Annotated in this window: 12 protein-coding genes; 5 read left to right on the top strand and 7 right to left on the bottom strand. The window is 46.3% G+C overall.

Annotated elements, in window-relative coordinates; all coding sequences use genetic code 11:
- A partial coding sequence (locus QUB33_RS03715) for a hypothetical protein (protein ID WP_333347406.1) occupies positions 1-199 on the top strand: 199 nt, incomplete at its 5' end.
- A 31-nt stretch (positions 200-230) separates the two neighbouring features.
- Here the strand turns inward: QUB33_RS03715 and QUB33_RS03710 are convergent.
- Together QUB33_RS03710 and QUB33_RS03705 are read right to left on the bottom strand one after the other, a co-directional pair.
- Entirely contained in the window at positions 231-2,384 is a 2,154-nt protein-coding gene (locus QUB33_RS03710) for a caspase family protein (RefSeq protein ID WP_333347403.1), read from the bottom strand.
- A gap of 88 nt (positions 2,385-2,472) precedes the next feature.
- Positions 2,473-6,687 carry an nSTAND1 domain-containing NTPase gene (locus QUB33_RS03705; protein ID WP_333347400.1) on the bottom strand — a complete coding sequence of 1,405 codons (4,215 nt, stop codon included), beginning with the start codon at positions 6,685-6,687 and terminating at the stop codon, positions 2,473-2,475.
- 458 nt (positions 6,688-7,145) lie between these two features.
- Between QUB33_RS03705 and QUB33_RS03700 the strand changes: the two genes are divergently transcribed.
- Positions 7,146-7,625 carry a hypothetical protein gene (locus QUB33_RS03700; protein WP_333347397.1) on the top strand — a complete coding sequence of 160 codons (480 nt, stop codon included), beginning with the start codon at positions 7,146-7,148 and terminating at the stop codon, positions 7,623-7,625.
- Between the two features lie 74 nt (positions 7,626-7,699).
- Here QUB33_RS03700 and QUB33_RS03695 read toward each other — a convergent pair whose 3' ends face one another.
- The 5 genes from QUB33_RS03695 to QUB33_RS03675 form a co-directional block, all read right to left on the bottom strand.
- A complete protein-coding gene (locus tag QUB33_RS03695; RefSeq protein ID WP_333347394.1) occupies positions 7,700-8,602 on the bottom strand; it encodes a peptidoglycan-binding protein in 903 nt (300 codons plus the stop codon).
- A gap of 139 nt (positions 8,603-8,741) precedes the next feature.
- Entirely contained in the window at positions 8,742-9,587 is an 846-nt protein-coding gene (locus tag QUB33_RS03690) for a glycoside hydrolase family protein (RefSeq protein WP_333347391.1), read from the bottom strand.
- A 507-nt stretch (positions 9,588-10,094) separates the two neighbouring features.
- Positions 10,095-12,422: a S8 family serine peptidase gene (locus QUB33_RS03685; protein WP_333347388.1), complete on the bottom strand. Its 2,328-nt coding sequence runs from the start codon at positions 12,420-12,422 to the stop codon at positions 10,095-10,097.
- A gap of 210 nt (positions 12,423-12,632) precedes the next feature.
- The gene (locus tag QUB33_RS03680; RefSeq protein ID WP_006634032.1) at positions 12,633-13,031 is read right to left on the bottom strand and encodes a helix-turn-helix domain-containing protein; all 399 of its coding nucleotides are present in this window, start codon (positions 13,029-13,031) and stop codon (positions 12,633-12,635) included.
- A gap of 156 nt (positions 13,032-13,187) precedes the next feature.
- The gene (locus tag QUB33_RS03675) at positions 13,188-13,508 is read right to left on the bottom strand and encodes a type II toxin-antitoxin system HigB family toxin (RefSeq protein WP_333347385.1); all 321 of its coding nucleotides are present in this window, start codon (positions 13,506-13,508) and stop codon (positions 13,188-13,190) included.
- Positions 13,509-13,721: 213 nt separating this feature from the next.
- Here QUB33_RS03675 and QUB33_RS03670 point away from each other — a divergent pair, with 213 nt between their 5' ends.
- From QUB33_RS03670 to grxD, 3 genes are all read left to right on the top strand, one after another.
- A complete protein-coding gene (locus tag QUB33_RS03670; RefSeq protein WP_333347381.1) occupies positions 13,722-14,345 on the top strand; it encodes a hypothetical protein in 624 nt (207 codons plus the stop codon).
- A gap of 42 nt (positions 14,346-14,387) precedes the next feature.
- Positions 14,388-14,648, top strand: a complete 261-nt coding sequence (locus QUB33_RS03665) for a BolA family protein (protein ID WP_190657703.1) — start codon at positions 14,388-14,390, stop codon at positions 14,646-14,648.
- A 201-nt stretch (positions 14,649-14,849) separates the two neighbouring features.
- Positions 14,850-15,173 (top strand): Grx4 family monothiol glutaredoxin, encoded by a 324-nt coding sequence (gene grxD / locus QUB33_RS03660; RefSeq protein ID WP_190657705.1) that lies wholly within the window; start codon positions 14,850-14,852, stop codon positions 15,171-15,173.
- Positions 15,174-15,546 lie beyond the last annotated feature (373 nt).

Here is a 15,546-nt window from a genome sequence, read left to right as displayed (position 1 = left end):
CTTTAGTCCGGATGGCAAAACTTTGGCTTCAGCTAGCACAGACAAGACTATCAAACTGTGGACTTGGGATGTCGATAGACTGATGGCATTAGGCTGCAACTGGATCAGCGATTATCTCAGAACAAACCCGAAAGTGACAGCCGAGGATAAACAGATGTGTTCTGATTACCTCAACCAAAAGTCAATCAAAAAGGACTAGGCAAAAACAGCCAGCGAGCAAGATGCCCGCACTACATTTTTTTCACCACCACTTCCACCTTTTCCGTCGTCCATCCCTCACTCGCATCCGTAACAACCGTAACCTTTCGCTGAGGGTTATTTTCGTCCACAACCGCCGCCAATAATTGTTCTAAAGCATTCTGAGGTTCTTGATTGCCAAATCCTTTCCGAGATTGGTCTAACGCTGGCAACTCCAATAATTGAAAATTCGTTGCATCCATCGTCGCAAATACTTTAATGATATATACTCCTTCCTGACAATTTTCTGGCAGTTCGAGTTTAATGCTAGTTCCTTTGGATTGTCCGGGATCTAGAGGTTCAGAAGTAATATGTTCAGGATAGAATTTAACAATACTTAAATCAGTATCAAGGAGCAAAGCAGAAATATTTAAAGTGCGATTAGATTGATTGTGAATTTGCACGAAGAACTTTTCTTTTTCCGCCACTATAGGAACATTATTTCCCGGATTAAAAGGTATAAATTCCCGTTTTTCTGAGTTACCCAATTCAACCTTAAGTTTGCTATTTAAGGTAGCAGCAAAAGGATCATCATTATCTAGCTCTAAAATAGTCTCATATCTGGCCACATGAATTAAGCGATTAATGAGCCTGTCTGTGGCTTCAGCTTCATCAACTTTGATGGGAAATAGAAGATTTTTAACAGGTTCTTTATTCGCATCCAAAATCCAATATTCCCCTTCTGAATTCAGGGAAACAAAATAATCCACATTCTCATCTTTCTCTGCTTCCGAACAGAATTCTATCCAGCGATGACCTTCAACTTGCTCTTTTTTTGCTTTGAGGATATCTGGGAGCATTTCCACCTTTACACCAGAAATTTGCGGTAACGGGTCAGGCAGAATAACCCGAACTTTCCGAATTTGTTTCAACCCTGGACTTAAATAGACAGCAGGGGAACCAATTTCAATCATTCCTTCTGCTAATTTATGATTGATTGTTCTGAAACCAAATAGCTGTGTTACTTCTGCCCAACAGTCGGATGCTCCCACCTCTACAACTTTAACCGTAGCAATTCGCTGTTCGCTGTCCTCAAAATTCCGCGTCCCGAATGGAAAAATATTGAATTCTGCTCCTTTTTTAAGGCCGTTAGCTTCACCCATTTGCAATTGGACTCGGTTTTTGGTAATATCTACCTTCATCACTGGCACGGTGCGGGTAGTGCGCGTAACAGGTACACTACGAAGAAGGGATGCGCCAGGAGTGAAGGAGACAGATTGACCGCCCAAAAAAGAGCGATTTGTCTCACCAATCAACATCGGTGTTTGTTGTTTAAAATCATTGTGAACTAGATTAGAAATGCGAGCGTATAAGTTGTTAACAGGAATCTCTGTCCCGTATTCTCGCAAAGCTTTTAGTAAATAATAAGTTAAAGCGCCGTTGCGTTCCGTCCCTTCAAAAACCTTTTCATAAGCGAATTCCTGATCCCGACAAGCGGCTATTAAGGTATAACCTTTCGGTTCTGGTAACAAACCATTGACAACGGTAATATTGCGGCTATTTTCTGTTGAACTTTGCCAATTTTGTGCTAATTCCTGAAGCGGTGCGACTAAACTATCTGTAGGTCGAAGAGTCATATCAATAAAACCTTCACCGCGAATTTGGTCATCTCCGCTCATCTCTCTAGTTGCGCCACCGGAATGACAGCTATCGAGTACGAGGGTTACAACTAACTCTTTTGCCACCATTTCTTCCAGGAGTTTGGCAAATTCCAAATCGCGCAAATAGCGTGAGTTTGGTTGACCGATATCGCAGGGAACTAAGGCTTCATCTAAACCCATAGAACCCTTGAGGCTTTCAAAAATTGTTTTCGCCCGTCCGCCGTGACCGGAGTAGTGAATATATACTCGGTCTTGAGGTTGGGCTTTGGCGGTTAGTTCTTTGAATTTGGCGACGATATTTTCATAAGTTGGTAGGAGTTCTGGGGGTTCTTGGGGTTGGTTGGGATTGTCGGAAGCAGTCGCGGTGAGTTTAATAATTTGGTCGGGTGTGAGGTTGAAGGTGTCTTTTAAATAGGTTTCGACGTGGTTGATATCTTGAACGCATCCTCGCAAGTTTTTGTAGTAGTTACCTTCTGGTAAACGATGGGGGAAGTAGAAATTGATGCCGATGAGGAGGGCGTAGAAGTTGGGGGTTTGGTTTGTCATGGTTGTTGGGGGGTAAGGGTTTGGAAAAAGTTTGATTTTTATATGGGAGTGAGGTTGGGTTTTTTATGCAGTTTTCAATCTGAGCTTATCAAAGCTTCTTGCATAAATTTTGGTCAATTTCCAGGGCATCTGCATCATTAGGATTAGGTATCAGGTAATTGTCTATGAAATTGCATCCTTCCTTAACTAAATAACCAAAATCTAACCGCCACAGTCTCACTGTCTTGTCCTGACTGCCAGTAGCCAGCAGCTTGCCATCGGGGCTGAAACTGACAGCCCAAACCCTTTCTGTATGCCCGCTGAGGGTTTTAATTTCTTTGCCGGTGGAGGTATCCCACAGTTTCACAGTCTTGTCCTGACTGCCAGTAGCCAGCAGCTTGCCATCGGGGCTGAAACTGACAGCCATAACCAACTCTGTATGCCCGCTGAGAGTTTTGATTTCCTTGCCGGTGGAGGTATCCCACAGTTTCACTGTCTTATCCCAACTGCCAGTCGCCAGCAGCTTGCCATCGGGGCTGAAACTGACAGCCATAACCAACTCTGTATGCCCGCTGAGGGTGTTAATTTGCTTGCCGGTGGAGGTATCCCACAGTTTCACTGTCTTGTCACGACTGGCCGCGGCCAGCAGCTTGCCCTCGGGACTGAAACTGACAGCCATAACCAAGTCTTTATGCCCGCTGAGGGTGTTAATTTGCTTGCCGGTGGAGGTATCCCACAGTATCACTGTCTTGTCACGACTGGCAGTAGCCAGCAGCTTGCCATTGGGGCTGAAACTGACAGCCCTAACCGAGTCTGTATGCCCGCTGAGGGTTTGGATTTCCTTGCCGGTGGAGGTATCCCACAGTTTCACTGTCTTGTCACTACTGCCAGTAGCCAGCAGCTTGCCATTGGGGCTGAAACTGACACCATTAACTCCGTCTTTATGCTCGCTGAGGGTTTTAATTTCTTTGCCGGTGGAGGTATCCCACAGTTTCACTGTCTTGTCACTACTGGCAGTGGCCAGCAGCTTGCCATTGGGGCTGAAACTGACAACCCTAACCCTTTCTGTATGACCGCTGAGGGTGTTAATTTGCTTGCCGGTGGAGGTATCCCACAGTTTCACTGTCTTGTCACTACTGCCAGTAGCCAGCCGCTTGCCATTGGGGCTGAAACTGACAGCCCTAACCGAGTCTGTATGCCCGCTGAGGGTTTGGATTTCCTTGCCGGTGGAGGTATCCCACAGTTTCACTGTCTTGTCACTACTGCCAGTAGCCAGCAGCTTGCCATTGGGGCTGAAACTGACACCATTAACTCCGTCTTTATGCTCGCTGAGGGTTTTAATTTCTTTGCCGGTGGAGGTATCCCACAGTTTCACTGTCTTGTCACTACTGGCAGTGGCCAGCAGCTTGCCATCGGGGCTGAAACTGACAACATTAACCCAGTCGGTATGCCCGGTGAGGGTGTTAATTTGCTTGCCGGTGGAGGTATCCCACAGTTTCACTGTATTATCCCAACTGCCAGTAGCCAGCAGCTTGCCATCGGGGCTGAAACTGACAACATTAACCACGTCTGTATGCCCGCTGAGGGTGTTAATTTGCTTGCCGGTGGAGGTATCCCACAGTTTCACGGTGTTGTCACCACTGGCAGCGGCCAGCAGCTTGCCATTGGGGCTGAAACTGAAATCATTAACTCCGTCTTTATGCCCGCTGAGGGTTTTTATTTCTTTGCCAGTGGAGGTATCCCACAGTTTCACGGTGTTCTCACTATTGCCAGTGGCCAGCAACTTGCCATTGGGGCTGAAACTGACAAGATAAACCGAGGCTGTATGCCCGCTGAGGGTTTTTATTTGCTTGCCGGTGCTGGTATCCCACAGTTTCACTGTCTTGTCATCACTGGCAGTGGCCAGCAGCTTGCCATTGGGGCTGAAACTGACAGCAGTAACCGAGGCTGTATGCCCGCTGAGGGTGTTAATTTGCTTGCCAGTGGTGGTATCCCACAGTTTCACGGTGTGGTCACTACTGGCAGTAGCCAGCAGCTTGCCATTGGGGCTGAAACGGACACGATTAACCGAGTTCGCGTGTCCGCCTAGAGTGTTTGGTGCTGCCACATTGGAAACTGTATTTAATAATGACAATTCTACGTAGGTCTGGGTATTAGCATCTACCCAAGGTGTACGTTGCATTTGCACAACCGCTTTTAAACTGGCTTTGAGAGCTTTCGTCCCATCTAAATTTAAAAGCCCGTCGGAATATTGAGCCAGAGAATTAATTTGATTGATAGCAGCACGCCACCAACCAACACCAGCTAGTCCTGCTAAAGCCAAAGCTATCATCGAAAAGCTACTTAGCCCGATAATTTGCAGTCGCCGTCCGCGTTCCTGTTGCTGTTTCTCCCTATTCCGTTCTTTGGCGCTAACCTGAATAAAATCTCGTTCCTCCTGCGTCATTTCATCCGCACGTTTACGCAACCAATCTTCCGCCACAGTCAACGGCGCACCCCGCAACATTGCCCCAGAGTCATGGTTGTTATTTTTCCACTCCCGTAATGCCACCTTCAGCCGTTCTTGCCAAGTCCGAAACTGACGGTTAGCATTCATCCACTCGCGCAAAGTTCCCCATTCCCGAATCAGCGCTTCATGCACTACCTCTACTTTATCTTCCGTTTCTTGCCGCCCCGTAACTACCAAACGCGCTGGATATCCCGCTAAATAACTGACCAAATTCCAGTTATCTTCCCCTACTTCTGCACGGCTAGCAACACGCCTGGTGTCTTCTGTTCCTTCCCCCGGACGCACTAATTGCACAAAGATACGTTGTGCCTGTTTTTTCTCGGTTTCGCTCAGTTGTTGGTACACTTGTTCGGCATGATTGGCAATGGCTTTTTTTACCCCGCCAATTTCTTCATAAGCTTGGTGAGTTAATTCTCGGTTTTGCTGCTTTTCCCACAAACGAGTCAGGGCAAATTCTAATAATGGCAAATTACCCGGTTCTGACCCCACATCATCGAGAATGTGTTGGGTTAATTGTGCCTCTAATTGTACTTCCAACTTTTGGGCAGGTAATTCAATCGCTTGTTGTAATTCCTCCCGTTTCATGGAACTGAGTAACTGCGGTGTATACTCCTGCAAGGCATCCCGCAACGGACGATAAGAAAGTATATAGCCGTAAAAATCAGCCCGTAAAGTTAAAACCAATCTAAGATTTTCTTTAGCGATCGCCGTTAGCAACTCATCAGCAAAACGTTCCTGTTCTTCCGGCACCTGACAAAGGGTATACAGTTCCTCAAATTGGTCTGCAACTAACAATAACCGTTTACCTGGGTTGCGCTCTAAAATGCGAGATATTACTTGCTGTAAGGTGATTTTACCTTGCAGCATATCACTTGCTAATCCCACCGCTGACCGCAGTTGTTGAGTTTCACCTCCTTCGGGTTCTAAGTGCCGCACCAAGGCAAAAGCTAACTGCACAAACGGTTCTTTGCCCGGACGGAAAGATTCAATTAACCATTTTTCTTCTTTTCGCAATTTGGGAATTAATCCCGCATATACCACAGAAGATTTACCACTGCCACTTGGCCCAACCACTGCTACCAAAGGTTGTTTGTGCGTTACTTCTACTAAACTACTGACAAATTTTTCCTGTCCAAAAAAGAAGTCGGCATCTTCTTCCCCAAAGGCAGATAATCCTTGGTAAGGATTGGGCGGAATCACATCTTCAACACCAATTACACCCTGAGCAATCGGAGCATCAATTAAATTCTTTTTCTTAAAAACAGGAGTTTCATGCTCTCGGAAACTCATCATCTGCGAGCAACCTAAGTCGTAGCCTTCTTCTAACGTATATCCAGCAGCGATCGCATCATAAAACCCTACAGCAAAGGCAAGGGCTGCTCGATCTCCCACGGCTCGATTCATGCCAATGACATAATTAACGTATTGGCTAATTGCCTCTGCCTGTACTTCGGAATAACAAGCATTGAGAATTACACAATCTACACCTTTCTGGGCAAACAATTTAAACATACTAGCTAGGGCGTTTGTCTGCACCAGCGCCATTTTTCCGGTATCGTCTTCTAGGACAATTCCATCTGCTCCAGCACCATGTCCGCAAAAGTGGACAATGTTGGGTTGATAATCTAAAATAGCTCGGTAAAAGTCACGGGAACGCACGGCCCATTTTTGTTGTAATTTATACTGATCTCGCTTATTTGCTCGTCGCAATCCTTCGTCAATTTCCCGGATCTCTTGATCCAATCTCAGGGGAGCGGTATTGGTGGGATTGGCTGCCAGAATTAAAATTGTTTTGACTGTGTTGTTGTTAGTCATGAACTCGGGAGTTCCTCTGGTTTTCTGGAGCTTTTACCTTATGTTTGCTTAAGGATATTTCTTTTACTTAAACGGGTAAAGGTCTTTGTATTTCTATACGGTTCACTCTTAGTATACCACCAAACTGGCAATAAAATCTTTGATGTGCGTTAAGTAACTTTACAGTGTGACAGAATGTAAAGCTATCATAACCAGTGAGATTGATTTGCTTGAGTTCTTCAACAAATTTAACTGTGTTTGCTTGATTTCCGGTTCGATAGTAACTTTCTGGCGATTTAAATGTTACCTACTTAGCAGCAGTTTGATGGGTCGATCGCACTTTTTTAAAGAATGGTTAAGATTGCCGATGTGTAGTTAGGCATTCGTTAAGCTATATTGACGGGTTTTCACTCATCAGCTTCGCAGGTAAAGGATAATCAGCAATATTCTAGTTAACCATAGTCGGGAGACAAGTAATCATGGCAGAAATTGAAGTTATTGTAGAAAGTTTGTGGGAACTTGATGAGGATCAGCTAGCAGCCCAAATTGGCGATCGCGCTCAAGCCATAGGGGATGATGCGGCTGGACTTGGAACCAGAGGGATAGACCCAGCTTCCCTGGATTCTATTGATGTGAATGTTGCCGCTAGAGCATCGATCGATCTCAAGCTTCTAGAAGCTGGCCAGCAGTTGTTCGATCGCGTAAACCCCTTAGTTTACGAGCTGATGTGCCAACCCCTCGGAAACGATCCACAGACTCAGAAAATCCTGGATGAAGCTATGGGCCAGAATTACACTAAAGCTGCTGGGATGTTAACTCCTGTTCTAATCTCTGGACTGGGACTTGCTCCTGCTATTGCTACTCTCCTCGCTACGTTGATTATCAAAAAGATTGCCAATTATAGCGCTACTTCAATTTGTGACAATTGGAAGCAAAACCTGCCCCAACCCACAAGCTGAGCTATAAAGGGAACTTCCACCGAAGGCGGAGGAAGTTCTGTTCCAGGTTTGGTGAACTCGATCGCGCTAACACCTCAAGCCATTTGTTCGCGGGTTTTGAGAGCGACAATTCCGTCGGGCTTCAAACCTTTTTTCTGCTGAAATTCCTTGACGGCTGTATCTGTTGCCGGCCCAAATTCACCATCAACCCCAACTACAACGCCAGCCTTTTTCAAGCCTTCCTGAAGCTTGATTACATCTGAGCCTTCCATTCTGGGCATCGCCAAGCGCAACGTTCTGGGGTTGTCATCCCACGGCGCTTTAGCAAACCCTTGAGCAGGCGATTGATTAAGTGCATCCTCGGTTTGGGGGCCAAAGCCGCCATCCTCGCTAATCTTTGCATCCGGGTTGTTCTGATTCCAAAGCTGCTGAAATGCGAGTATTGAGTTACTGCGAAGATCGATCGTCCCGTCCCCTATGTAGTCGAAGTGAGGCGGATCGCCCGGTAATGGATGCCAGCCATATTGCATCAAATAAGATTCCCAGCCTCTGGCATCTTCAATGTCGATCGCTAGCCCTGTTTGGTGATTGCTGGTGCCTGGTGGCGCTACAGGATTAGAGTTGTTGAAGCGATCGTTATACAATAACATTTGCTGGGCGATCGTGCGGTAAGCAGAGTTCACCTCCATCGTTTGACCTCGATCTTGAATGGCTCTCTGAAGTGCCTCTTTTGCCGAGGTTTGTACGTAGGGAAAAGCTGCATCCAGCAAGTCTACATTAAGGTCATCAAAACTGACAAAGGCATCTGGCATCATCAGTTGTAGTTGATAAATCAACTGTTGAGATAAGCCATTGACCACCGCAGTCGAAGACATGGGGGCATCTTGGAGCAATCCTGGGAAACTGCCTCTAAGTTCCAACATATCCCGTTGGACAAATTCTTCACAGGCTTCGATAATTACAGGTTGATTAAATAGAATGTCGCTTGAGTTAGTCATGGTTTTATCCAATCAATTTGAATTTGGTCAGTCGTGGATTCATAAACTCTATCCGTAGGCGATGCACACCGCACCTTACCTCCACATAGCTTGTGAAAATTCCTTAATTGTGTCAGTGTAATTGGTTACACAATCGATTTTATAGTCCCAATTCTTTGCGTGTTTGGACACCAACAACACCATCCGCCGTTAGCCCTTTTTGCTGTTGAAACTGTCGCACAGCACGATCGGTGTCTTTACCAAAAACGCCATCTGCTAAAACATTTATTCCTGCCGCCATCAGCGCTTCTTGCACTTGACGCACATCCTCACCTTGCATTATTGGCTCGGTAAGTGTGAGAACCCGAACTTCAGGCATTCCTAAAAACAGAGCTTGCTCGGCCAAGCGCCTGCGTGTCAGCCCTGGCCAGGGTTCACCATTGACTTTATTCCACACAGGAAACTGATCGGCTGCTCCTTGATAATCTCCGTCGTTCAACAACTTCAGAAGAGTTGAACCTCCAAAACCTTCTGTTCCTGGGCCCACGTTGAAACAGAAGCAAACCAGTGCAGAAAACTGGTTGTCATCGATCTCAACTTCAACGGCATCCTCAACATAGGATTTAAACTTTTCTAAATCTTCCCTCAGCAATTCTTCTGCTTGCGTTTGGCTAATAGTCAGTTCTGGATAAACATCATCGCCCGTGTGTCCGTAACCAATTGTCCAAACTCCACCGCCATCATCATAAGCAGTGAGTTCACATCCTTCAAAGGTAGTGAGAAGCTTGAAACCTTCTTGATTGATATGCTTTGAACCTCTGCGTTCTACCACATCAGGAGGTTGTTCGTCTGGAGGATGAATATGATATGTTTTAGCCACACTGAAGCTTAAAGCATCAATTAATGCTTTTACTTGCCCATTAGTCTCCGTGACTTTAATAGCTAGGTCGTCTTTGATTTCGTATACGCGACCATCGCCGAAGAGTTCCAACGATCTTTTTGGCATTTGAGTTTTTCCTTTTTACAAGGTAGGTTCAGTCAAAAGAGGCATCTTGAGTATCCGAACGCAAAAGTGTTGCCTATTTTCAAAATGAGTGAAAAGAGTCTATTAATTAATTATTTCGCTCAAAAGTCTTGGCTTGACGGGTAATTTGGTTATTATATAGGTCTGTTTCACAGTAATGTTCGCGATTTGCCCAAACCTTTACAAAAATTAATTCACCTTGACAATCGGCTTACCGAATCTCTCTGATTCACTACGCGCAATTTTGGCTCATATTCTGCAGATGTAACTTATCTTATTGCAATAGTCCGGACTGTTTTTGATTCGCAGTCTGAAACCCGGGATTTCCGGGAAAGTAACTCGATATCTAAAGCTATCATCAAAAAAGCGATCTTTTCGTCAGGACTTACGCAAAAAGTGGTTTGACTCGCCGCGAATTAGAGCGGCTTCAGTCCTCGGATTTTATGAGGACTGAAGTCCGAACGATCGAACCAGTTTTACTGTTCTTAGCTAGACAATGTAGGGAGAATCGATCGCCTTTGCCCGATTAGTTGCCACCAAAGTTTGGTAAATCAAAGCCGAAATCTCAGCGCGAGTAATATCCCGAAGCGGGGAAAGCCAATCGCGGGAAGGGTAATTAACCACAATCTTTAAAGTAGTTGCTGTGGCGATCGCACTCAAAGCATAATTAGGAATTTGAGAGCGATCGATGTAAACTTTCAAAGAATCAGGATTGCCGCCCTTGAGTTCCAAACCGTTAACCAAAGATACGATCGCCTCACTTTTAGTCAAATTCTGATTCGGGCCGAACTTCAACCCCGGAAACCCCGCCAAAAAGCCCCCCCGATTTGCCCGTTCGATCGCACTTCTCGCCCAAAACGTAGCAGAAACATCAATAAAATTTGTAGCCGGCACCCTCGGAATCGGACTAAACGCACTCACCAACAGCGCCGCATATTGAGCACGGTTTAAACTGTCATCAGGTCTAAAAGAACCGTCAGGAAAACCGCTAATTATATTCGCCGCAGCCAAAGCTTCAATAAACTTCTGTGCCCAATGTCCAGAAATATCGCTGAACACCGCACCGCCGATATTCGGATTGCCACCGCCCTTTCTCACCGCAGCTTGCACAGCTTTAAAAGCATTCACTTTGCCGTAACCAAACCAATCGCTGCGGCCGTTGTTAGGATCGTAATTTCCCATGCGATTGCCCAACTGGGGATCGGGATCGAGATCGACAATTTTCTCAGCAGTTTGTTCGAGAATTCCCCGCACTTCCCGCGCCGTCAAACGGGGGTTAGCCGAAAGTATCAACCCTGCAACCCCAGCCACTACTGGAGTGGCGCTGGAAGTACCGCCAAAAGTATCAGTATAGTCCCCCCAGTCGTACCCCCGATCGCCCACTCGATCGGCAGTAAACACCCCCAAACCGGGCAAATACTGCGTCACCTGCGGCGGCGTGGCGATATATCCGCTTTCTGGCAACCAAGTTCCCGGCGGCGCGTTGTTGCTGGGGGCGCAAACCGAGATGCTGGAACCCCAATTGCTGTAGGCTGCTTTTTTGTTGAGGGAAGTGGAAGCGCTGACGGCAATTACGTCGGGGTGAACGGCAAATCCGTTTAGCCATCTAGTTTGACCCCCCAGGACGTTGTTGGGCCAGCCTTTTTCGTTAACAGTACCGTTGACGGGGCGGTTGGCATTCCCCGCAGCGAAGAGAATAACGCAGCCTCTGCCGCCCCGCCCTTGGGTTGCGGCTTTGGTGATGACTGCTCTCTGCCGCAGGGAAAGGGAATAGTCAACTGCCGCAGCCCCCCAACTGCAAGAAATGACGGCAGCACCTTTTTCGATCGCCCAATTAAATATTTTTTCGACAGAATTGTCATCGAGAAAACCACTGGTACGGATGGGCATCAGGGCGCATCCGGGGGCGACGCCGACAATGCCATTGCCGTTTTCTTCAGCAATGGCGACGCCGGCACAACTTGTGCCGTGGTTGTCTGAGTCGGCGACTGGCATCGGGGAAGTGTCGCCGTCTTTGAAATCGATGGGTGAGACGATTTTGCCTTGGCCTTGAAAATCTGGGTGGGTGATGTCAACTGAATCGTCGGCGATCGCAATTACGATCGATCGAACTCCGCGAGTCATGTTCCAAGCTGGTTCTGCATAAATTTGAGCACCGCCGACAAGTTCGTTGCCGCCTTTGTTGTTGAGATACCACTGTTTGGGATAAAGCGGATCGCGGGGCGTGTAATGCTGCTGCGTCTCTACTAAAATGTTGGGTTCTGCTACGAGAACTTCTGGATATCTTGTCAGGCGGTTGGCAATTTTGATCGGGTTTTCTGCTGCTTGTTTGGTGACGAAGCAGACGAAGGTGTTGGGAATTCCTTCTACTGGCCGGACTATTTGTAAAGCTGCTGCATTGGCGATCGCATTTCGCGATTGTTCGTCTACTTGTTCGCCAAATTGAATAGTAATTTGGTCTGTCAGGTAAAAGAATGTACTGGGATTGTTCGCGGGGCAATAGACGTGGCTGGCAAAAGCTACGGCCTCGCTGGCGCGGGCTGCTTGCATTGCTGCTTCTAGGCTAGAGGGCGCAACGAGATATTCTTCGAGATTGCTTTGGCCGACGCGACGGTTTAGTTTTGCCCCAGTTGTTGCAGCCCAATCGTTTGAGGCTGATGCTGTTGATGAGGGGCGGACTGTAAAGCGGTTGGGAACTTTTGACAGCAGCAATTCATCGCCACCGCGTTGTAAAATCACTGCCAGACTTTCATCTGGGACTCCAATTCCTTGATAATTTTGGAGAGTGTCGGAGGTCGGTTTGCTTGGTTGTACCATCAGAAATGTTCCTGTTTGATTTTGATGTAGATTTATCAAACATATTTATAAGCTGTCAGGGAGGTTTTTGCCATGAGGGGTTTGAATCTGTAACTAACAGCGGTAGTTTTTCCATCAGTCCGCGTTGGACTTAGTTTGTGCGAGCGTGTTGCTAGCGGTTTCAACCGCCTAGTCTTTTTCGATATCAGCGAGTTTTTCAGATAAACACGCTCAAATAAACACGCTAGGATTAACATTAAAAAATTCTCCCAGCGCCTTAGCTTGCGCCTTGCTAATCGCCCGTTTCCCATTAACCACCTCAGAGACTACTCCTTTGGAACCAATCACGCCCACTAAATCGGCTTGTTTGAGTTCGCGAACTTCCATGAAATGCAATAGAACATCCCGGGGAGTCACTTCTGGATCTGGGTAATATTTTGATTCGTATTCTTCGATCAACAGCCCCCAGAGACTCAGTAAAGTTTCTTCTTCTACTGTTAATTCTTCCTTAGACATCAGAAAATCAACTTCTGCGAGGGCAAGATCATTATCTTCTTCGTTCAGGATTGGCTTAGGCTGAGATTTAGCCAGCAGTTGACCGTAAGCTGTTTTTTCAATTGTGATGTTCATTTCTCATTCCTTTGCTTGCTTACTTAGACATGGTTCTCAAGTCGAAGGTGGGTGTTTGTTTCTCGGCATCATGATTTTGACGTTTGGAGTAAATGTTTTGGAGTGATTGAATACATCAGGGAATCTGTAATCTTTCCCTGATGATTTTAGTGAAATTTAACCTATTTTATGTTTGACTTCATCTTCATCATTCCAATTGATATTGTCATATTCGCTATGGGTTAAAAATTTTTTAAAATATATAATTTTGGCGGTATAGTTGATTTTTACGATTAATCTATACTGATTGCCTTTAATATTAAATATGGTATATCCACAGACTTGATCTACCGATTTGGAATATCCCTGTCGAATCTCTTCTAGTGATTCCCAATCGTTGTCTTTGATGGCCTTGCGCCAGACTGCGATCGCAGCCTTGGCATCGTCGGAGTAGGATTCGATCGCACTCTCCAGATTTTTCTTGGAAATTAGCCTCATTCCAGTACCGTTTTTTACACGACACCTCTATGTTCTCATAGTGAGAACATACTGTCAAGTCTCTACTTGAATTTTTCCTAAAAAGCCTTTTGCCCGATCGCACCCTTTGACATTTCAACAAATTTGGTTTACACTTAGCCGGTTGCGATCGCCAATGGTAAGATCGGCTCAAGCTAAATATTTTTTTAAAGCGCACAGGCGCAAAGTAATTTCATGGTATACTCTGGAACTGTTTGTTGGCTTCGCTCCACTGCCCGGATTACGATCGGGGCGATCGCAGCTTTTACCCTGTTGCAACCGCTCCCAGTCCAAGCACAACAACCTTCTGGGCCAGAGAACCAACCGCAAGTCGATCCCGCCGACGACCCCACAGACCCCAACAATCTTCGCCCTCTGACGCAAGACAGCAGTCTGCTGAGCGTCCAAGGAGGCCAGCGTTTGATGACAGAAGCCAGCAGTGCTATTTCCAATCAGAATTACGCACTCGCCAGTCAAAAACTCCAAGAATCCCGCCAGATTTTCAATCAACTCTCTAACTTCTACCAACAACTGGGTAGCAGTTTTGCCGGAATAGACATCCGCTTGGCCGAAAGCCACCGCACCAAAGCTGTAGAAACAGCCCAAATGCGCGACGAAGCTACCTACCGGCTGGCGTTGGTACACCGGGCGCAAAATAAGCCCGAACTGGCTGTGCCCCTGCTGATTCAGATTATTCGATCGCAGCAGCCAACTCGCGACTTGGGCAAAAAAGCTTACCAGCAGTTACTGGAATTGGGTTTTGTGGATTCGCCCTTTCCGCGGCCTGCCAGCAGTCAACCGAGCTCATCGACAAAATAGTTCCACTAAAATCTAAATTACAGCCGTTTATCAGAGAAACCAATGGTTACACCGTCTCAAGTAGCAGAAATGATTAAGGCAGGGTTGCCCGACGCTAAAATAGAAGTTGAGGATTTGACCGGCGGCGGTGACCACTACCAGGCGAGAGTAGTCTCTGCAGCCTTTGAAGGAAAAAGCCGAGTACAGCAGCACCAACTGGTCTACGGCGCTCTCAAACAGGCAATGGCTAGTGAAGCCATCCACGCTTTGGGCTTGGAAACCTTAACTCCCGCAGAATGGGAAGCGAAAAGTCAAGTTGCTTAATTGTTGACTTGCAAGTGGGTATCACAAGTTTGTGCGGGTGTCAATAGTTGCCTGAAATACAACTGCTCCGCTTACGCACAAAAACCACAAAAACCCGGTTTTTTTTACCGGAATCTATGGCTGTAACGAAAGATTTTCGTAAAAAACGCGGTTTCTGCGTCAGTCAACGTTTAAAAATTTCAAACAATATTAGGACCTACCATGAGTACAACAGCACATCAAAGAATTGACGAGTTGGTTAAGCAAAACAAAATCATGGTGTTTATGAAGGGCAATAAGTTAATGCCCCAGTGCGGTTTTTCTAATACTGTGGTGCAAATTCTCAATACTTTGGGAGTTCCTTACGAAACTGTGGATGTTTTGGCAGACCAGGAAATTCGTCAAGGCGTTAAAGAGTATTCCAACTGGCCGACAATTCCCCAAGTTTATATCAACGGCGAGTTTATTGGTGGCTCGGATATTATGATCGAGATGTATCAAAAGGGCGAATTGCAAGAAGTTGTAGAAGTGGCTTTGGCTTCTTAAATTAAACAGAAAAAACATATCCCCGACTTCTTTAAGAAGTCGGGGATAGAACAGCAATCGCGTTTTACGCGGAATTAGGTTGATTTACTTAATTATTCGTTATAGCAATACTAAATCATTTGTGAATTTCTTACTCCCTCTCCGCGAGTTCGGGGAGGGTTGGGGTGGGGTAAAAAATTTACGGCTCATTTAGGATTGCTATACCTGGCTCTGCCTGGGAACGCAATGCGGTCGGCTCGGCATCGAATTTTTAGGCTCCCAAAGCGAGGTCGAGCCTCTGGACATCGGTTCCCAGGCAGAGCCAGGAAACCCGTTACAATTCCCAATTCCCAATTCCCAATTCCCAATTCCCAATTCCCAAATCATCAAGGGT

Origin of the sequence: Microcoleus sp. B3-A4 (assembly GCF_036705385.1) — a bacterium.
Classification (GTDB): Bacteria; Cyanobacteriota; Cyanobacteriia; order Cyanobacteriales; family Microcoleaceae; genus Microcoleus.
This window is presented reverse-complemented; position numbering and strand designations above follow the sequence as displayed.

Excerpts from the sequence above, each read along its gene's own strand:
- QUB33_RS03710 (WP_333347403.1), bottom strand. The coding sequence starts at position 2,384 with ATGACAAACCAAACCCCCAACTTCTACGCCCTCCTCATCGGCATCAAT.
- QUB33_RS03705 (WP_333347400.1), bottom strand. The coding sequence starts at position 6,687 with ATGACTAACAACAACACAGTCAAAACAATTTTAATTCTGGCAGCCAAT.
- QUB33_RS03700 (WP_333347397.1), top strand. The coding sequence starts at position 7,146 with ATGGCAGAAATTGAAGTTATTGTAGAAAGTTTGTGGGAACTTGATGAG.
- QUB33_RS03695 (WP_333347394.1), bottom strand. The coding sequence starts at position 8,602 with ATGACTAACTCAAGCGACATTCTATTTAATCAACCTGTAATTATCGAA.
- QUB33_RS03690 (WP_333347391.1), bottom strand. The coding sequence starts at position 9,587 with ATGCCAAAAAGATCGTTGGAACTCTTCGGCGATGGTCGCGTATACGAA.
- QUB33_RS03685 (WP_333347388.1), bottom strand. The coding sequence starts at position 12,422 with ATGGTACAACCAAGCAAACCGACCTCCGACACTCTCCAAAATTATCAA.
- QUB33_RS03680 (WP_006634032.1), bottom strand. The coding sequence starts at position 13,031 with ATGAACATCACAATTGAAAAAACAGCTTACGGTCAACTGCTGGCTAAA.
- QUB33_RS03675 (WP_333347385.1), bottom strand. The coding sequence starts at position 13,508 with ATGAGGCTAATTTCCAAGAAAAATCTGGAGAGTGCGATCGAATCCTAC.
- QUB33_RS03670 (WP_333347381.1), top strand. The coding sequence starts at position 13,722 with ATGGTATACTCTGGAACTGTTTGTTGGCTTCGCTCCACTGCCCGGATT.
- QUB33_RS03665 (WP_190657703.1), top strand. The coding sequence starts at position 14,388 with ATGGTTACACCGTCTCAAGTAGCAGAAATGATTAAGGCAGGGTTGCCC.
- grxD (WP_190657705.1), top strand. The coding sequence starts at position 14,850 with ATGAGTACAACAGCACATCAAAGAATTGACGAGTTGGTTAAGCAAAAC.